Source organism: Nocardia jiangxiensis NBRC 101359, assembly GCF_000308615.1.
Taxonomy (GTDB): domain Bacteria; phylum Actinomycetota; class Actinomycetes; order Mycobacteriales; family Mycobacteriaceae; genus Nocardia; species Nocardia jiangxiensis.
Map to the genome: position 1 here is coordinate 566,490 of NZ_BAGB01000041.1, position 17,269 is coordinate 583,758.

A 17,269-nucleotide genomic window follows, 5' to 3' on the forward strand; every position below is an offset into this window, starting at 1 on the left:
GGCGTGGACGCTACAGTTCTGGGCAATCGAGGATCGACGAGAGCAGCGGATGCGCGAATCACAGCTGATGGCCAATGACGCGGCCTTCTTCTATCTGGCGCGGTCGGGCCGGATGACCGACTGGCCGATGTGGTGGGTGTTCGACAGTGGCGATGGCCCTGCCCCCACCGGCGAACAGGTCACCGAGTACTTCGGTGCGCGAGCGGCGGCGCTGGAGCCGTTGCGGCGGCGGATCGTCGAAGCGCCGGGCGGGCTGACGCATCCGTTCTGGGCGATCGATGACAGCTCGATCGAGAGTCATGTCGTCACGCATCCCGACGGTCTGGATTGGGCCGCATGCCAGGACCGGATGGCGAAGGTCCTGACCGAGCCGCTGGACGCGCGGGTCTGCGCCTGGCGCTTGCACGTGTTTCCGGGAGTTCGCGGCATCGGGACGCTGAGCGGCGCGGGCACCGTGGTCATGATGCACACCAGCCATGCGCTGCTGGCCGGCCCGGCGATGACCTCGCTGGGCGAGGCGTTGTTCGCGGCCGACCCCGCGCCGGTGCGGATCGAGGGGCAGCCCAGCGCCGCGCGACATCCCCGGCTGTGGCCCGCCGTGGTGGCCGATGCGATCCGGATACCTTGGCGCACAGTGCGATTCCTGGCCGGAGCGCGCGCGCTGAGTCGGCGCACGGTGCCCGAGGGCGAGGCCGATTGGTCGGTCATCTCCGCACGTACCCGGACGGTGCTCAATCAGCGCATCGGCCCGGACCGTGCCCTGCGCACCGTCCCGCTCGATCTCGCGTCGGTGCGCACCCCCGGGGTCACCGTCACCGCCATCGGGCTGACAGCGATATCGCTTGCGCTGCAACGCTATTTCGACGAACACACACTGCCGTGCCCGGAGGATCTGTCGGCCTTCGTCACGATCGCGATTCCCGGCGAGCAGGTGCTCGGGGTGAATCGGATCGGCGCCGACGTGGTGGATCTGCATCCCGGCGAGACGGACATCGCCGCGCGCGCCCGCGCCGTGGACGAAACCCTCAGGGCCCGCCGCGGATCGGCGTCGAGCCCCCGTGAGCTGGCCCGGCTGCAGCTGATCGACGGCATGCCCAGTCGCACGTACCGGACGAAATTCGGCACCCTGCCACCCGCGGACCCGCCGCCGCTCCCACCGGCACATACGATTCTGACGAGTATCCGCTGCGATTCGGATACCGCATTGTCGTTGCTGGACAGCCGATTCCGGTTCGCGGGCATGCTGCCGCCGGTGTATCCGGACATCGCGCTGGCGCACTCGTTCGTCGGCGCGGGTGATGTCTTCGCGGTCTCGGTGGCCTGCGATCCGGCGATCGTCACCGATCCGGACGTCTACTGCGACCTGCTGCGCAAGGCCTTCGCCGAGCTGGCCGCCCTCGCCTGAGATCTGCTGTCGCGGACGCGTTGTGCGCCAGGGCTTTCAGCCGTCGATGCGGTGTCCGGCCTGCTCCAGCGCATCCTTGGCCTCGACGAGGCGATGTTCGGGGACCAGCACCAGATCCGCGTGGTAGGTGGAGGTCACGAAGACCGGGATGCCCGCCTCGGTCAGCGGTCCGACGACCGCGGCGGGCATGGAAGTGTCCCGGCCGTGCCTGGCAGGGTCGCCGTACAGACCGATCCAGATCTCCCCTTCGGCCCACGGCGGCGCATCGCGGACCACGGTCAATCCCTCGGGAGCCCGGACCAGCGCGATCCACTCGTCGTCCTCGGGAAACGTTGCCTCCGCGACGTATTCGACCGCGAATCGGGAAGGGACGACGTGCAGCCGCTGGACGCTCATCCGGTCATCCTAGGCCGCGCGACGCGTGCTCCCGGCGCACGGCCCGAGGTGCGGGCCCGGTGCACGGATGTACCGGTGGAGTGGACGACACTGGAGTGCGCGCGGTCCGGCGATCCACAGCCCGAGGAGGTGCGTGATCATGGTCGACGACGTCGAGAAGCGCTGGCACGATCCGGGCATGTACCGGCGTGCGGTCGGGTACTGCGTGGGCGTGTTGGTCGCCGCGGCGCTGCTGTTCCTGGCGATCGATGAGTGGGCGAGCAGGCGCGAGTCCTGCGGGCCGTCACCGCGCACCTTCTGCGACGGCACCTCGCAGGCGGCGATCATCGGCGGTCCCGGCCTGGTGCTGGTGGTCGGCACGATCGGCGCGTTCGTCGGCACGTACCGCGTCTGGCGGCAGCATCGCGCCTGGCCGATCTGGCAGGGCGCGGGCTGGTTCCTGATGGTCGTGACCCTCGCCTACCTCTCGATCGGCACTGGCAGCGTCACGAGCTGAACGCGCACGGCGAGGGTCGGCGGATTTCGGCTCCTGCTCGGCGAGCGGATGGTGATCCGGCGCGGATTCGGACCGGAGGCGGAGGATTTCGCGGCGAACGACCGTCTGCGTGGACCGGATGCGGCGGCGGTCGGCAACCTGGTCTGCGGGCGGGACGTACCCGCCGTGAGCAGCACAGAGGAGTTCTCCCATGATTCTGGTAACCGGAGCGACCGGCACCGTGGGACGTGCGGTGGTCGATCACCTGCTGGCCTCGGGCGTGCCGGTGCGGGCGCTGACCCGACGTCCCGAAACCGCGGCACTCCCCGAAGGCGTGGACGTCGTGCGGGGTGATCCGGCGGATCCGAACAGCGTCGACGGCGTCATGGCCGGGGTCGATCGCGTCTTCCTGCTGACCACCGGGCCGGATCTGGCCGCGCACGATGCCACCCTGGCGCGGGCGGCCGCCGACGCCGGGGTGAGTCATGTCGTGAAACTGTCCTCGGGCCGCACCGGCGATCCCGCCGCCGACGATCCGATCCCCACCTGGCATCGCGCCGGGGAACAGGCGGTGCGCGCGAGCGGGGTGGCGTGGACCATGTTGCGGCCCCTGGGTTTCATGTCCAACGCCCTGCACTGGGCCGGGACGGTGCGCACGCAGGACACCGTGCGCGCACCGTTCGGACAGGGGCGCATCGCCGTCATCGATCCCGAGGACATCGCGGCGGTGGCGACCGTGGTGCTCACCGAATCCGGCCACGACGGCCGGATCCGCACGCTCAGCGGTCCCGAACCACTCTCCCCCGCCGATCAGACCGCGATCCTGGCCGAGGTGCTCGACCGACCGCTGCGCTACGCGGAGACGACGCCGTCCGAGGCACGGGCCGGACTACTGGGCGCGGATCTGGACGAGACGATGGCCGATGCGGTGATGGCGTTGCGCGCCACCGCACTCGAGGCGTTCACCTCGGTGGTGCATCCCGACGTCGAGGAGATCACCGGCCGCGCACCGCGCACCTTCCGGGACTGGGCACGGGCGCATCGGGACGAATTCGCTACTGCCTGAACCCGATCCGAGCGAGGGCTCGAGCGCAATCCGAGTCCCGCGACATGAGCGAGCAGACGAGAAAGGGCCGCCGATTCGTGCTGCGAATCGGCGGCCCCGATCGAAGAACTCAGGCGTTCAGCGATTCCCGGCGACGCACCAGACTGTTCACCACCGGATATCCGGCGCAGACCAGGACGGTCCACACCACGCCGACGATGATCGCCGTGCGACCGCTGTCGGTGAAGAACAGCAGGACCACGACCAGGCCCAGGAAGGCCAGGGCCAGGACGGTGCTCACCGGCGCACCGGGCAGGCGGTAGTCCGAGGCCGGGAGTTGCCCGCGCCGGACGCGCGCGCGATACACCATGTGGCACACCAGGATCACACCCCACACCACGATGATGCCGATGGTGCTGACCGAGGTGATGTAGGCGAACGCCTGCTTCGGTGAGATCACGTTGACGATCACGCCGATCACCATCGCCGCGGCCGAGGCGATGATGCCCGCGTACGGCACCTGCCGACTGCTGAGCACACCCAGCCCGCGCGGCGCCTCACCGTGTTGCGCGAGGCTGCGCAGCATGCGTCCGGTGGAGTAGATGCCCGAGTTGCAGGAGGACAGCGCCGCGGTCAGCAGGACGAAATTGATCAGGTCGGCGGCGCCCGGGATGCCGACCTTCTCGAAGACCGCCACGAACGGGCTTTCGCCGGAATGGAAGCTGGTCCAGCTGAGCACCGACATGATGATCACCAGCGCACCGACATAGAACAGCCCGATCCGCAGCGGCAGGGTGTTGATCGCCTTGCGGAGCGTCTTGCGGGGTTCGCGGGCCTCTCCCGCGGTCACACCCACCAATTCCACACCGACATAGGCGAACACCACGATCTGCAACGCCAGCAGGGCCTGCCAGGGCCCCTTCGGGAAGACCCCGCCATCGGCCCACAGATTCGTCACGGACGGATTCGGCGCGTGCCCGAATCCGATGACCAGCACGCCGATGCCGATCACGATCATCGCCATGATGGCGAAGATCTTGATCGCGGAGAACCAGAACTCGCCCTCACCGAAGAACTTCACCGAGATCAGATTCGCCGCGAACAGCACGGCCAGCACCACCAGCGCGGTCGCCCACTGCGGCACCGCGAACCAGCGTTGGACATAATTTCCGGCGACCGTGATCTCGGCCATGCAGGTGCTCACCCACACGGCCCAGTACGTCCAGCCGGTCACGAATCCCGCGAAGCGCCCGAGGAATTCGTGTGCGTACTCCGCGAAACTGCCCGATACGGGGCGATATGTCAGCAGCTCCCCCAGTGCTCGCATGATCACGAAGATCGCCACACCCGCCACCAGGTAGCACAGGATCAGCGCCGGACCGGCTTGTTCGATGGCGCCGCCCGCGCCCCAGAACAGGCCGGTGCCGATGGCGCCGCCGATCGCGATCATCTGCACGGTGCGCGGGTTCAGGCCCCGCTTGTAGCCTTCTTCCTCGTCCACGGGTTCTGCGGTCACCGTGCCCGGCGCCGCACTCCGGTCCATCGTCATGGGATGAACGTACCGGGCGAGCGTTCAGCTCGCAGTACGCCATATCGAATGTTTCACCCTGTCACCACGCAGCTATCGCGGGGTTCACTCCATGACGCGACAACAGTGGCGACAGTGGTGCACTCCATAACAACTACTGATTGCATTCGGAACAATTGTAGTTTCACAATGCTTGTGTGCCTACAACTGTTGCGGGGTTGAGCGCGCGCGGCAAGACCATCGTGCTGGTGACGTGCTGCCTGAGCCTGCTGATCTCGTCGATGGACGCCACCATCGTCAACGTCGCGATCCCGTCCATCCGCGGCGAGATGCACGCGCCGCTGTCGCGGTTGCAGTGGATCGTCGACATCTACACCCTGACTCTGGCGAGTCTGCTGATGCTCTCGGGCGCGACCGCCGACCGGTGGGGCCGTCGGCGGATGTTCCGCATCGGACTGACCATCTTCGCGATCGGCTCGCTGCTGTGCAGCCTCGCACCGACCATCAATGTGCTGATCGGCGCGCGATTCGTCCAGGCCATCGGCGGATCGATGCTCAACCCGGTGGCGATGTCCATCATCACCACCGTCTTCACCGACCGCGTCGAGCGCGCCCGCGCCGTCGGCGTCTGGGGTGCGGTGGTCGGCGTGTCCACCGCGCTCGGGCCGATGGTGGGCGGGGTGCTGATCGATGCGCTGGGCTGGCAGTCGGTGTTCTGGATCAACCTGCCGATCTGCGCGATCGCCCTGGTGCTCACGACGCTGTTCGTGCCCGAGTCCAAGGCGTCCAAGGCTCGCGGCATCGATCCGCTCGGGCAGGCGCTGGCCATCGTCGTCATGTTCACGCTGGTGTTCGGGCTCATCGAGCACAAGCCGATCATGCTGATCATCACCGCGATCGCGCTGGCGGCGTTCTGCTACGTGGAATGGCGACATCACACGCCGTTTGTCGACCTGCGCTTCTTCCGCAGCTTCCCCTTCGCCTCGGCGACCATGATCGCGGTGTGCGCCTTCGCCTGCCTCGGAGCGTTCCTGTTCAGCGCCTCGCTGTATCTGCAAGGGACGCGGCACTATTCGGCCGTGCACACCGGTCTGCTGTATCTGCCCATGGCCCTGGGCATGCTGATCTGCTCGCCGCTGTCGGGTCGGATGGTCGGCCGCTACGGCACCCGGCCGTCGCTGGTCGTCGCGGGCACCCTGCTGGCGATCTCCACTGTCGCGATGACAACGCTGCGCGCCGATACGCCGGTGTGGGCGCTGATCCTGATGTTCGCCGTATTCGGCGTGGGTTTCGGCACGGTCAACGCGCCGATCACCACCGCAGCGGTGAGCGGGATGCCGCTGGATCAGGCCGGCGCGGCCTCGGCGGTGGCCTCCACCAGCCGCCAGATCGGCGTCAGCCTGGGCGTGGCCTTGTGCGGCCTGCTGACCGGTGCGAGTCTGTGGTGGGTCCTGGCCGTCCTCGCGGTCGGTGTCATCGTGCTCGGCTTCTCGGCCAGCACCGGCTGGGCCCGGCGCTCCCAGCAGGGGGTCGCCCATCTGCTCGAACAGAAAGTTCCCACCCATGCCGGATGACGTCCCGACTCCCGACGAGGTGTGGCGGATGCTGCTGCAGACCGTCGGGACCCGCGACAAGTGGAAGCGGGCCATCACCGAACGCACGGGACTGCCGTTCAGCCGGATCAAGATCCTGCGCCAGCTGCGCTGCGGGCCGATGACGGTCAAGGAACTAGCCGCCGCGGCCGCGATGGACGCGCCCGCCGCCACGGTGACGGTCAACGACCTCGAGGAACGCGGCCTGGTGCTGCGCTCGGTGGATCCGGCCAACCGGCGCACGAAGGTCGTCTCCATCACCGAACTCGGCGGCCAGGTGGTGGCCGACGCCCTCGCCACGCACGACCCCGCACCGGAATCGATTGCCGCACTGTCGGAATCGGACCTGCGCACGCTGCGCGACCTGCTGCGCAAACTCGATCGCTGAACCCGTCGCGGATCCGGTCCACAGCAAACCTCGAGCTCGAGTACTCACCTGCGGCCGCATTCGCGCAATAGGGTGTGCCCCATGACCCCCTTGCAGCAGTACATGGCCGAGGAGATCGCGACCGATCACGCGGACGGCATCCTCGATCGACGCGAGGCGCTGCGTCGCCTGGGCATGATGGGGCTCGGGGCCGCCGCGGCCTCGGCGCTACTGGCGGCCTGCTCGACGAATCAGAGTAGCAGCCAGGCACATTCGACATCCTCGGCCGCTCCCGCCTCGGGTCCGCCCGGAGCGGCGGGTGCGCTCGAATCCAGCGCCGTCACCTTCGCGGGCCCACAGGGGCGCACCCTGCAGGCCGCGTGGGCGCAGGCGAAGAACCCGCGCGGGGGTGTGCTGGTGATCCACGAGAACACCGGGCTCACCGATTTCATCCGCTCGGTCACCGGACGTTTCGCGGGCATCGGCTACAGCGCCCTGGCGGTCGACCTGCTGTCCGAAGAGGGCGGCACCGCAACGTTTTCCGAGCCCGCAGCGGCAACCGCGGCGCTGAGCAAGATCCCGCAGGACCGGTTCGTCGCGGATCTGCAGGCCGGTGTCCAGGAGCTCGCGCGCCGAGTGCCGGACAAGAAGCTGGGCGTGACCGGATTCTGTTTCGGCGGCGGGCTGACCTGGATGCTGCTCACCGCGGGCACGCCGAATATCGCCGCGGCCACGCCGTTCTACGGTCCCTTCCCGGCCGGCGGGGATCTGTCCCGGTCCAAGGCCGCGGTGCTGGCGATCTACGGATCGCTCGACGCCCGGGTCGGTGCCACCCGCCCCGCCGCCGAGGCCGCACTGCAGCAGGCCGGTCTGCCGCACGAGACCTTCATCGCGCAGGGCGCGGACCACGCGTTCTTCAACGACACCGGCCCGCGCTACAACGCCGCCGGGGCCGCGGAGGCGTGGCGGCGCGTCACCGACTGGTACGGGCGTTACCTGGGCTGAGTTCCGGCGCTGCCCGGATCGAGGGCCGCGAGCACCTCGTGCACGACGGTGTCCACGTCGCGGGTGGCATCGACGGTGCGCCCGTACTCCTGTGCGGTCAACGGCTGCAGGATGGCCAGCTGGGAGTCCAGCAGTTCGACGCGCATGAAATGTCTGGTGCGCGTTGTCATTCGGCGAACCAGCTCCGCGCGCGGCACGTCCAGCGCGACGAAGTACAAACCGGACGCCGCGGCCCGGAGGCGGTCGCGGTACTCGTGTTTGAGGGCCGAGCAACTCACCACCGCGCCGCGGTCCTCGTGCGCGGCCAGCCAGTGGCCCATGGCGTCGAGCCAAGGCAGGCGGTCCGCGTCGTCCAGCGGGATCCCGGCCGTCATCTTGGCGATATTGGCCGCCGGATGCAGATCGTCGCCGTCGGCGTAGGCCAGGCCGAGGGCGGTCGCCAGTCGCTCCCCGACCGTGGTCTTACCGGATCCGGACACGCCCATCACGGCGATGAGGGGTTGCGATGTGGTCATGCGGGTGACCATAACCACGCCGCACGCACCGGCTCGTCCCGGCACCGGCCCCCCGATCACGACCGGGCGTTCGGACGGAATCGGACACTCGATTAGGCTCGATTCGTGGCGCAGGAGAAGACTCCGGAGTGGGCGGCCGACAAGGGCACCGGCTTCGAATTGGGCACCGACGGTCCGCGCGTGATCATGGCCGGCGTGGACGGGACCGAGGCGTCCTGGCGTGCCGCGGCCTACGCCGGTGGCCTGGCCAGACGGCAGAACGCGCTGCTGGCACTGGTCTACGTCCAGCCGTACATGGCGATGTCCGGGGTGTACGGCGCCGACGTGCAGGGCGCGACCGCCGAGGTTGCCGACGACCTCGCCCGCGAGATCTCCGAACACGCCGAACGGGTCAAGAGCGTCTACACCACGCGCTGGAAGTTCTTCACCCGGCGCGGCGATCCGTACACCGGATTGGCCCAGGCCGCCGACGAACTCAAGGCCGACGCGGTGATCGTCGGGGCATCGGAGAAGGCCGGGCACCGATTCATCGGCTCGGTGGCGGTCCGGCTGGTCAAGGCCGGGCGATGGCCGGTGACCGTGGTGCCCTGACCGGCAGCGCTCAGATACGGGTCAGTTCGAACAGCCGGAAAGGGCGTTCGGGGACCATCTTCTGCTCCATCGTGTAACCGGGCCAGCGCTCGATTGCCCGACCCCAGGCCCGATCTCGCTCAGCGCCGGTCAGCCGCCGCACGCGCACCTTGAAACGTTCTCCGCGACTGTGGATCTCGGCGTGATCGGCGGCAACGAGGTTGGCCGACCACGAAGGATGCTGCGGCCGGCCCCAATTGGAGCCGACCAGCAGGAACTCGTCCTGTCCGTCCGGCACGTAGAGCAGCGAAACCGTACGCGGCACACCGGATTTGCGCCCGAGGACGGTGAGTTCCATGGAGGGCAGACCGGCCACGTCCAACACCCCGTGCCGCCCCCGGCTGATCCGGCGCACGAGGCGTTCCAACACGACGACGAAGGGCGCGATGCGCATGACCGTCCGGCGACGTCCCAGTGCGCGACCTACGGCGGGTAGCGGGTTCCTCAGTACGCGGCTCACCGTATCCCTCCGTCATGTCGTGGCACTCTCTCCGATGCTAACGGGTTGACTGCCCCGTTTATTCCGGCGCGACCGCCTCGGCCCTCATGTGCCGGTGAGGAATTCGCTCATCGCCCGCGCGACGGCGGCGGGTTGGTCGATCATCGACAGCACGTAGGCGTCGTCGATCTCCCGCAGTCGTCCCTTGGGCAGCAGGCGCGCCAGGCGGGTGCCGTGCTCGCGCGGCATCACCTTTCCCGCCGAGGACCACAGCACCAGCGCCTCGCCCGCGAACTCGCACAGCGCCTCCGTGTGAGCGATCAACTCGGCCCGCGGCGGCAGGGACTTTCCGTATTTGCGCAGATCGCGGCGGACTTCGGCACTACGGAGACCCGGTTCGGTCCAGCCGCGCACCAGATCGTCGGGCAGCGGATGACGCGCCATCCAGCCGAGCATCACCGGCAGTCGCCGCAGCCGAGCGATACGCAACTGACGCAACGCCAGCGTGAGGCCGCCCGGAGCGTAGACCGCGACGACGGTCATCTTGCCCGGCAGTCCGGGCGGGAAATTGTCGAATGCCTCACACGGCAGCACGATCAGCCGCGAGATACGCTCGTCGAGTCCGTATGCGGTCAGGAACAACCCGCCACCCCAGTCGGTGTGCACCAGCGTCACCCCGTGCAGATCCAATGCCGCGAGGAAATCGGCGATCACCTGATTCAGGCCACGCATGCTCAGGTCCGCGTCCGGGCGCATGGGTTCGGGATGGGCGCCCAGCGGCAGCGTCGGGCGGATGTACCGGAACCCCTCGGGTAGCAGCGGCAGCACCCGATCCCATTGCGTGTGATTCATCAGCACCCCGTGCAGCAGCACCACCGGCGGACCCTGCCCCACCTCGGCGTAGTGCACCCGACCCGCGGCGATCTCGACAACTGGCATTCGAACCGACCCCTTCGCTAGAACGGTTGCTCTAGAGCATGTGTTCTAGTGTGGTGGTATGGCGGAGAACATGTCAACCGGCACACGCGCGCGGATCATCACCGCCGCGACAGAGCTGATGCGTCGTCAGGGTTACGGCGCGACCACCGTCAAGGAGCTCACCGTCACGGCCGGTGCGCCGATCGGCTCGCTGTACCACCACTTCCCGGAGGGCAAGGAGCAGATCGCCGCGGAGGCGCTGCGCACCAGCGGCGCGGCCTACATTCAGTTACTGCCGCTGCTGATGGATCCGTACGACGATCTGCGCGAGGCGGTTCCGGCCGCGTTCACCGCGGCGGCGGCCGATATGGAGCAGTCCGGATGGATGAACATGTGCCCGGTCGGCACCGTCGCCGGGGAGATCGCCGACAGTCGGCCCGCGCTGCGCGAGGTGGCCGCGGAGGTCGTCGAATCCTGGATCGAGCAGGGCACCGACTACCTCGTGGGTCGGGGTGTACGTCGTGTTCCGGCGCGCGAGCTGATGGTGGCGATGTTGGGCGCGCTGGAGGGAGCGTTCATCCTGAGCAGGACGTTGCACTCCCCCGAGCCGTTGCACGCGGCCGGACGAGCCATGAGCGCTCAGCTCGAGATCGCCCTGCGGGCCGGTGCCGAGACCTCCGACGATGCGCCCTCGCACACCGGCCGGGCGAACGACGCTACGCGACGGTGAATTCCGTTGACGTACCGGTGAATCGGGTGCGCTCACCCGCGACGTCTCGGCTGTCGCCGGTGTAGCGGATGCGGTAGCGGCCCGCCAGGGTTCCGTTCGGGACGGTCCACTGGATACGCACGATCGAGGCGGCGGGCTGGCCGTCCGGACGCCGCCAGTGCATCTCGGTGCACCAGTCGTTGTCGTCCTGAATGCGTTGCCAGTCCGCGCCATTCGCGCGCTGGACCTCGAAATAGGTTCCACCGGTGTGGAAGTCGTTGTTCGGATGGGCGCCGCAGAACTCGGCCGCGATGGTCTGTCCCGCAACGCCGTTCGACGGCTGGGTCAGCACATCACCGAAGGCGCGCCCGGCGACGGGGACGTCCGGCGGGACCGGCGGCAGCAGGTTCGGTTGTGGTCCGGACGCCCAGTCCAGCGGCGCCGGGCCGCGGCCCGGATCGGTGCGCGCGGCCAGAGCCCGTGCCAGCCGGTCGAATTCCTGCATATAGGCCGGGAGCGTCCAGCGGCCGAACTGGGTCTCCCCGCCCTCGTACTGCTGCGAGACGTACTCCTCGGGTGTGGTCACGTACTGGCTGTAGCCGTTCGAGTACCCCTGCATGAGCACGTGTTCGAGCGGCACACCGAGCGCATCGGCGACCAGACGCCGGATCCGCAGTCCGGCCACGATGGTGTATTCCGCTGGGCCGCAGGCCAATATCAGATCACCGATCCGCATGATCTGGATCATCAGCACCTGCGGATTCCACGGCCGCGGCGGCAGGATGCCCAGCGGGGCGGCGATCAGCTTGGGCGCCTGGACATCTCGCATCCACTGTTCGATCGGGGCGTCGATGCCGCCGAGCGCGGCGACCATCGGATTCGTATCCCCCTCCTGCAGGAACGACAGCTGACTGTTCCAGTTGTCCTCCTCGCTGGTCGCCATGGCGGACGCGCCCATCATCGCCGGGGCGGTGCGGGCGGATTTGCCATCGGGGGTGTAGGAGCCGTCGATGGCGACATCGGCCATGTTCACGTAGTGCGCGACCGCGTCCACACCGCCGCGGCTCATGGCGCGCGCGGAGGCGAAGGCCGCGCGTCCGGCCCGATACTGCCGTTCGCCGATGATCGTGCAGTTGAGCCGGTTGTTCTCGGTCGGCCCGGACGGGTGCATGGGGATGCAGTTCAGATTGGGCGTCATATCGCCCGCATTGGTCTGCGCGAACGCCGCCAGGAAGTGCGGCTGTCCGTCACCGTGCCGCACGCCCATCTCGTCGTGTTCCCAGCGGTAGCTGGCGTAGCCCTTGTTGTCGGTGGAGATGAGCGTATTGCGGTCGGTGAGCGAGGTGCCGTGGGTGGCGAACCAGGTGATCGCCCCGACGTCCCGGCCGCCCTGACGCAGCCGCAGCACGGTCACCCAAGGGTCGACCGCACCGGGGAAGACGGCCTTGTCCGGCGCTGGATCGAGTTCGAAGGCGACCCGGGAGCGGTTGGCGCTGGCGTCGTGGAGTTCACCGTGCCCGAGCATGATCGTCCCGGGGGCGAGGCGATCGTGGGCCTGTCCGATCGCGGTGACGATCCCGTTCACCTCGGCCTCGAACGAGTTCGACTGAAACCCGTACGCGGCAAGGGAATACGCGTATTCGCGGGCGGTCCCGCCGCACGAGTTGTGGTTGTGCGTGGCGTTGATGTTGACGTTGCGCTCGGTGTACAGATTCCCGAATCGCCGGGCCAGCCGCTGCAGCACCTCGAGGTGCACCGACTGGAACAGGCACGCGTTGTCGGCGGTGCCGAAGGCGATGCGATCCCCGCTGACCCGATCCACGACGATGTACGCGCGCACCCAACATCGCGAGAGCAGTCCGGTGGCGACCTGATCGGCCTCGGAGTAACCCATCATGCCCTGGCCCGCGGGCGCGCCGGTGATATCCCCGATCCCGCATCCGATCAGGTACCCCTGATCGTCGGCCTGGTGTCGCAGCGGTTGTGCGCCTGCGGGATTCGCCGCGGTCACACCCGCCGCCATCGCCGCGGCCGCAGTACCGGCCAGTACCGATCGACGCGAAACCGTCACCGAGGGCTCCTTCGTGTCGTGACGCGCGGAAGTGACGCCCGACTCGTCCGGGCGGCACCGTGCTCCACACCATGCCGTATTCCTGTTCGGCGCAGCGTACTGGTCAATTGTCCAGTATGCCAGCCCGCAGCTACATCATCGAGGAATGCACCGGTCAGGCCGCGCGGCACACCGAGAAGCGTCCCCGCGCACACATACGGCGAACGCCCGGCGAGATCGGATTCGCGATCTCACCGGGCGTTCGCCGACCGGTGCCGGCTCACGGAACACCGGACGGTTCGTGCGGGGACGGTTCAGACGTTGCCCGCGTAGGTGGCTGCGCTGCCGAGGATGCCGGCGGCCGCGCTACCAGTGGCGCTGAGCCCGGCGATGATGAGAGCGAGAAGCATGGAGCGACCTTTCGATTATCTGGAGACATCCGAAAAGTACAGCCGCGCAAGAGGAGTGACAATGGATGAAACCCCACTCTGCTGGAACTCTACGTCGACTGACAGATGGTTCCCAGCAAACCCGATTTCGGCGGTTCCGCGGACTCAGCCGACCTCGGCAGTCAATGGGAGATCGGTCACCGAAGCACCCACGTGGAGGGTGAACGTACCCGGTTCCACGGCCCATCCTTGCCCGGTCCAGTGCTCGAAAGACCGCTGCGGCAGGGTGATCTCGACGCGACGCGATTCCCCCGCGTCCGCGGTGACCGTGGCGAATGCCGCCAGCCAGCGCACGGGCCGATCGATCGTGCTGTCCGCGCGCGACAGATATGCCTGCACGACGTACTTGCCGGGCCGGTCACCGGTATTGCGGACCGTGACCGTCGCGGTCCGGGCGGACACCGCGAGATCGCTCAGTTCCCAGGTCGTGTAGCCCAGCCCGTGCCCGAACGGATACGCGGGCTCGACACCGGAGCGCAGCCACGCGCGATAACCGATGTGCACACCCTCCCCGTAGGTCAGCGTTCCGTCGGCGGCCGGTGTGGTGTCCAGCACCGGCACATCGGCCATCGTCACCGGCCAGGTGGTGGGCAATCGGCCACCCGGTTCGCGTACGCCGGTCAGCACGTCGGCCAGAGCGCCGCCGAACTCCTGCCCCGGGAACCAGGACAGCAGTACCGCGGCGACCTCCTCGCGCCACGGCATCTCCACCGGCGCACCGGAATTCACCACCACGACGGTTCGCGGATTCACCGCCGCGACCGCCGAGACGAGTTCGTCCTGACGGCCCGGCAAGCGCAACGTGGTCCGGTCGGCGCCCTCGCTCTCGATCTGCTCGGTGGTGCCGACCACCACGACCGCGACGTCCGCGGCGCGCGCGGCCTGCACCGCGGCCTCGAACTCCTCGGCCTCGGAACGGCGAGGCGGAGTCACTCCCAGGGTGAGGCCCAGGAAGACGCCGAGTCCCGGCAGGGCCAGCAGATTCTCGATGGTGATCCGGATGTCGACCACCTGCCCGGCGCGCAACGTCCGAGTGACCGCCCGCTGCGGCGGATGCAGCAGCGCTGCGACGGGATCCGCCCCGGACATGGTCAACTCGCCCTCGTCGGCGAGCTCCCCGTCCAGCTCGAGCCGGACCCGTCCCATCGCGCCCACGCCGATGCGCCACTCGCCGCTCGTCTCCGCACGCAGCCGGGTGCGCAATTCGATCGAGGTGGCCCGCTCGGCCGTCGCATCCCCGAACAGCACGAGAGTGCCGGTGGCGCGGTGCTGGCGGCCGATCTCCTCGCCGTCGGCGAGATATCGCAGTGCGAGGCCGGGCGTGCCGGTGTCCGGATCGGTGATCAGTTCGGGCGCAACGGCGCTCAGCCCTTCGGTGAGCCATACACCGGGCGTGTGGGTGACGGGCAGCACCGCGCTCAGACCCGTCAGCGGTGTGGTGGTGTGCGCGGGAATCACGGTCGCACTGCCGCCGCCCATGACTCGCGGATCGGCCGCACCCGGCCCGAGCAGTGCGACGGTGTGCCCGGCCGCGGAGGCACGCAGCGGCAGCACACCATCGTTGCGCACCAGCACCATCGCGGCGGCGGCCGCGCGGCGCACCAGTTCAGCGGCCCGCTGATCGCCGAATTCCGGTGCGGGACGGGGTGATCCGTCCAGAGCACCGACTCGGATGGCGAAACGCAGTATGCGCCTGACCTTCTCGTCGATCGCGGATTCGGGAATCTCGCCCGCGCGCACGGCCGCCTCCAACGGAGCTCCCCACAGCATCGGCGGGCCGGGCATACACAGATCGGTGCCCGCCGCCGCGCCCTCGGTGGAACGCACCGCGGTCCAGTCCGAGACCACCACACCGTCGAAACCCCAAGCGCCCTTGAGTGGTTCGTCCAGCAGCGAATTCTCGGTCATGGTCGTGCCGTCCACGGAGTTGTAGGCGGCCATCACCATCCACGCACCGGCCGCGACACTGCGCTCGAACGGATACAGATACAGCTCACGCAGGGCGCGATCGTCCACGCGCACATCCACGCTGAATCGGTCGGTTTCGGAGTCGTTGGCCACATAGTGTTTCGGGCAGGCCGACACGCCGTGTGCCTGAACCGCCCGCACATAGGCACCGGCCATCTCCGCGCTCAGCATCGGATCCTCGGAGAAACACTCGAAATGCCTACCACCCAAAGGGGATCGATGCAGATTGATGGTCGGCCCGAGCACGGCGTACACATCCTTCGCGCGCGCCTGCGCCGCGATCAACGCCCCGATCTCGTCGAGCAATTCCCGATCCCAGGTCGCCGCGAGCGCGGTACCCGAGGGCAGACTCACCGACGGCTCCCGCTCGTCCCAGTTCTCCCCGCGCACCCCCGAGGGACCGTCGGACACCGGCATCTCGGCCAGCCCGATCCCGGTATGCCCCGCCATCCGGAACATCCCCGCACCCGAGATCAGCCGCACCTTGTCCGCCAGATCCAGTTTTCCCAGCAGTTCCTCGATCCGCTCCCGCATACCGACCCCGTTCGTCGCGACTCGACCGCCGCCACCGACGCTACCCGACCGACCAACCGGTCCGATGCGCAAACGCCCGCCGCGCCGGGTGGGCAATGCTTGACCTTCGGGTTACCCGAAGCTCCATGATGACCCGCGTGATCGAATCGGAATTCGAGGACGGGCCGGACGAGCTCGTCACGATCGGAGTGTTGGCCAGGGCGAGCGGGCTCACCGCGACGGCGCTGCGGTTCTACGACGACTGCGGATTGTTGCCGCCCGCGCGGGTGGATTCCTCCAGCGGGTACCGGTATTACACGCCGGGACAGCGGGAGCGAGCGGTGACCATTCGGCGGCTGCGGGAGATCGGTATGTCGCTCGAGACCGTCGCCGCGGTGCTGGCAGGTGGCGTCGAGGTCGGCGGGCGACTGCTGGACGAGCACGTCGCGGAACTCGAACGCCGGGCGCACGAGGCCGCGGCGGCGGCCGAGGCCATCAAGTACGCCCTGCGGGCCGAATCCGATCCGCATCTCGTCGCGGTCGGCGGGCGAGAGTTCGCCGAGGCGATCGAGCAGGTCCGCTCGGCGACCGCACGGGACGCCTCGATCGCGGTGCTGACCGGGATTCTCATCGAGGCCGACGGGGATTCGGTGGTGTTGACCGCGACGGATCGTTATCGGCTCACCACCCGGTCGCTGGTTCCCGCGCGAGCGGCGGGCCGGCCCTGGTCACTCGTCGTTTCGGCAGCCGACCTCGCCGCACGGATCACCCGGCTGCGCGAACAGGAACAGATCCTGATCTCCTCGATCGCCGACGCTCTCGTGCTGACCGGAACCGAGGAAATCCGTTGTCCGGCCATCACCGAGCCGTATCCGGACTATCGGCGCATGCTCGCGGAACTGCCTCCGGCCCGCACCCGCGTGGTGGTGGCCCGCGATCCACTGCTGGCAGCCGCCGAGGAGGCCGGGACGCGAACCCTGCACTGCGTGATCGATGCCGACGCCTTGCGAACATCGATCGGACAGAACGGTCCGGCGCATCGAATTCCCGCTGCTGTCAACGGAATTCGAAGCGCACTGGCCTTCGATCCCGGCACCCTATCCCCTGCGCTGCGCACCGCGGTCGGCCCGGAGATCATGCTCGACATCACCGCACCGGACCAACCGGTCGTCATCCGCTCGGCCGCCGCGGGAGATCTCACCACCCCCGCCATGCCCACCCGTACCTCGACCACCCAGAAGGACCATCCGTGAACACCACCGCAC

At 68.5% G+C, this 17,269-nt stretch carries 16 protein-coding genes; 9 read left to right on the forward strand and 7 right to left on the reverse strand.

What is annotated here, in order from left to right:
• The first annotated feature begins 49 nt into the window (after positions 1 to 49).
• Positions 50 to 1,405 carry a wax ester/triacylglycerol synthase domain-containing protein gene (locus tag ON40_RS16685; protein WP_040823424.1) on the forward strand — a complete coding sequence of 452 codons (1,356 nt, stop codon included), beginning with the start codon at positions 50 to 52 and terminating at the stop codon, positions 1,403 to 1,405.
• 36 nt (positions 1,406 to 1,441) lie between these two features.
• Here the strand turns inward: ON40_RS16685 and ON40_RS16690 are convergent, their stop codons facing one another.
• A complete protein-coding gene (locus ON40_RS16690) occupies positions 1,442 to 1,801 on the reverse strand; it encodes an ACT domain-containing protein (RefSeq protein WP_040823427.1) in 360 nt (119 codons plus the stop codon).
• A gap of 139 nt (positions 1,802 to 1,940) precedes the next feature.
• Here ON40_RS16690 and ON40_RS16695 point away from each other — a divergent pair, with 139 nt between their 5' ends.
• Positions 1,941 to 2,297, forward strand: a complete 357-nt coding sequence (locus ON40_RS16695) for a hypothetical protein (RefSeq protein WP_040824350.1) — start codon at positions 1,941 to 1,943, stop codon at positions 2,295 to 2,297.
• 190 nt (positions 2,298 to 2,487) lie between these two features.
• Entirely contained in the window at positions 2,488 to 3,342 is an 855-nt protein-coding gene (locus tag ON40_RS16700; RefSeq protein ID WP_040823430.1) for an NAD(P)H-binding protein, read from the forward strand.
• A 109-nt stretch (positions 3,343 to 3,451) separates the two neighbouring features.
• On the opposite strand, the gene ON40_RS16705 is transcribed toward ON40_RS16700, so the two are convergent.
• A complete protein-coding gene (locus tag ON40_RS16705; protein ID WP_051193255.1) occupies positions 3,452 to 4,864 on the reverse strand; it encodes an amino acid permease in 1,413 nt (470 codons plus the stop codon).
• Between the two features lie 182 nt (positions 4,865 to 5,046).
• On the opposite strand from ON40_RS16705, the gene ON40_RS16710 reads away from it, so the two are divergent.
• The 3 genes from ON40_RS16710 to ON40_RS16720 all read left to right on the forward strand — a co-directional run bounded on the left by ON40_RS16710 (position 5,047) and on the right by ON40_RS16720 (position 7,813).
• Positions 5,047 to 6,423, forward strand: coding sequence for an MFS transporter (locus tag ON40_RS16710; RefSeq protein WP_040823433.1), 1,377 nt, complete (start codon positions 5,047 to 5,049; stop codon positions 6,421 to 6,423).
• On the forward strand, positions 6,413 to 6,829 hold the full coding sequence (locus tag ON40_RS16715) for a MarR family winged helix-turn-helix transcriptional regulator (protein WP_040823436.1): 417 nt from the start codon (positions 6,413 to 6,415) through the stop codon (positions 6,827 to 6,829). The genes ON40_RS16710 and ON40_RS16715 overlap by 11 nt, the downstream gene beginning before the upstream one ends.
• 81 nt (positions 6,830 to 6,910) lie before the next feature.
• A complete protein-coding gene (locus ON40_RS16720; protein WP_040823439.1) occupies positions 6,911 to 7,813 on the forward strand; it encodes a dienelactone hydrolase family protein in 903 nt (300 codons plus the stop codon).
• Here the strand turns inward: ON40_RS16720 and ON40_RS16725 are convergent.
• A complete protein-coding gene (locus tag ON40_RS16725; protein ID WP_040824356.1) occupies positions 7,801 to 8,328 on the reverse strand; it encodes a gluconokinase in 528 nt (175 codons plus the stop codon). The genes ON40_RS16720 and ON40_RS16725 overlap by 13 nt on opposite strands.
• 105 nt (positions 8,329 to 8,433) lie before the next feature.
• Here ON40_RS16725 and ON40_RS16730 point away from each other — a divergent pair, with 105 nt between their 5' ends.
• Positions 8,434 to 8,919, forward strand: coding sequence for a universal stress protein (locus ON40_RS16730; RefSeq protein ID WP_245567832.1), 486 nt, complete (start codon positions 8,434 to 8,436; stop codon positions 8,917 to 8,919).
• 10 nt (positions 8,920 to 8,929) lie between these two features.
• Here ON40_RS16730 and ON40_RS16735 read toward each other — a convergent pair whose 3' ends face one another.
• Together ON40_RS16735 and ON40_RS16740 are read right to left on the reverse strand one after the other, a co-directional pair.
• Complete coding sequence (locus ON40_RS16735; protein ID WP_063713019.1) at positions 8,930 to 9,418, reverse strand: nitroreductase family deazaflavin-dependent oxidoreductase; 489 nt, start codon at positions 9,416 to 9,418, stop codon at positions 8,930 to 8,932.
• Between the two features lie 84 nt (positions 9,419 to 9,502).
• The gene (locus ON40_RS16740) at positions 9,503 to 10,336 is read right to left on the reverse strand and encodes an alpha/beta fold hydrolase (RefSeq protein ID WP_040823441.1); all 834 of its coding nucleotides are present in this window, start codon (positions 10,334 to 10,336) and stop codon (positions 9,503 to 9,505) included.
• A gap of 70 nt (positions 10,337 to 10,406) precedes the next feature.
• Between ON40_RS16740 and ON40_RS16745 the strand changes: the two genes are divergently transcribed.
• Positions 10,407 to 11,045, forward strand: coding sequence for a TetR/AcrR family transcriptional regulator (locus ON40_RS16745; protein WP_051193257.1), 639 nt, complete (start codon positions 10,407 to 10,409; stop codon positions 11,043 to 11,045).
• Here ON40_RS16745 and ON40_RS16750 read toward each other — a convergent pair.
• Together ON40_RS16750 and ON40_RS16755 are read right to left on the reverse strand one after the other, a co-directional pair.
• Positions 11,032 to 13,095 carry a neutral/alkaline ceramidase gene (locus tag ON40_RS16750; RefSeq protein WP_040823442.1) on the reverse strand — a complete coding sequence of 688 codons (2,064 nt, stop codon included), beginning with the start codon at positions 13,093 to 13,095 and terminating at the stop codon, positions 11,032 to 11,034. The genes ON40_RS16745 and ON40_RS16750 overlap by 14 nt on opposite strands.
• Before the next feature lie 533 nt (positions 13,096 to 13,628).
• The gene (locus tag ON40_RS16755; RefSeq protein ID WP_040823445.1) at positions 13,629 to 16,025 is read right to left on the reverse strand and encodes a beta-glucosidase family protein; all 2,397 of its coding nucleotides are present in this window, start codon (positions 16,023 to 16,025) and stop codon (positions 13,629 to 13,631) included.
• 137 nt (positions 16,026 to 16,162) lie between these two features.
• On the opposite strand from ON40_RS16755, the gene ON40_RS16760 reads away from it, so the two are divergent.
• The gene (locus ON40_RS16760) at positions 16,163 to 17,257 is read left to right on the forward strand and encodes a DNA polymerase III subunit beta family protein (protein ID WP_245567833.1); all 1,095 of its coding nucleotides are present in this window, start codon (positions 16,163 to 16,165) and stop codon (positions 17,255 to 17,257) included.
• Positions 17,258 to 17,269 lie beyond the last annotated feature (12 nt).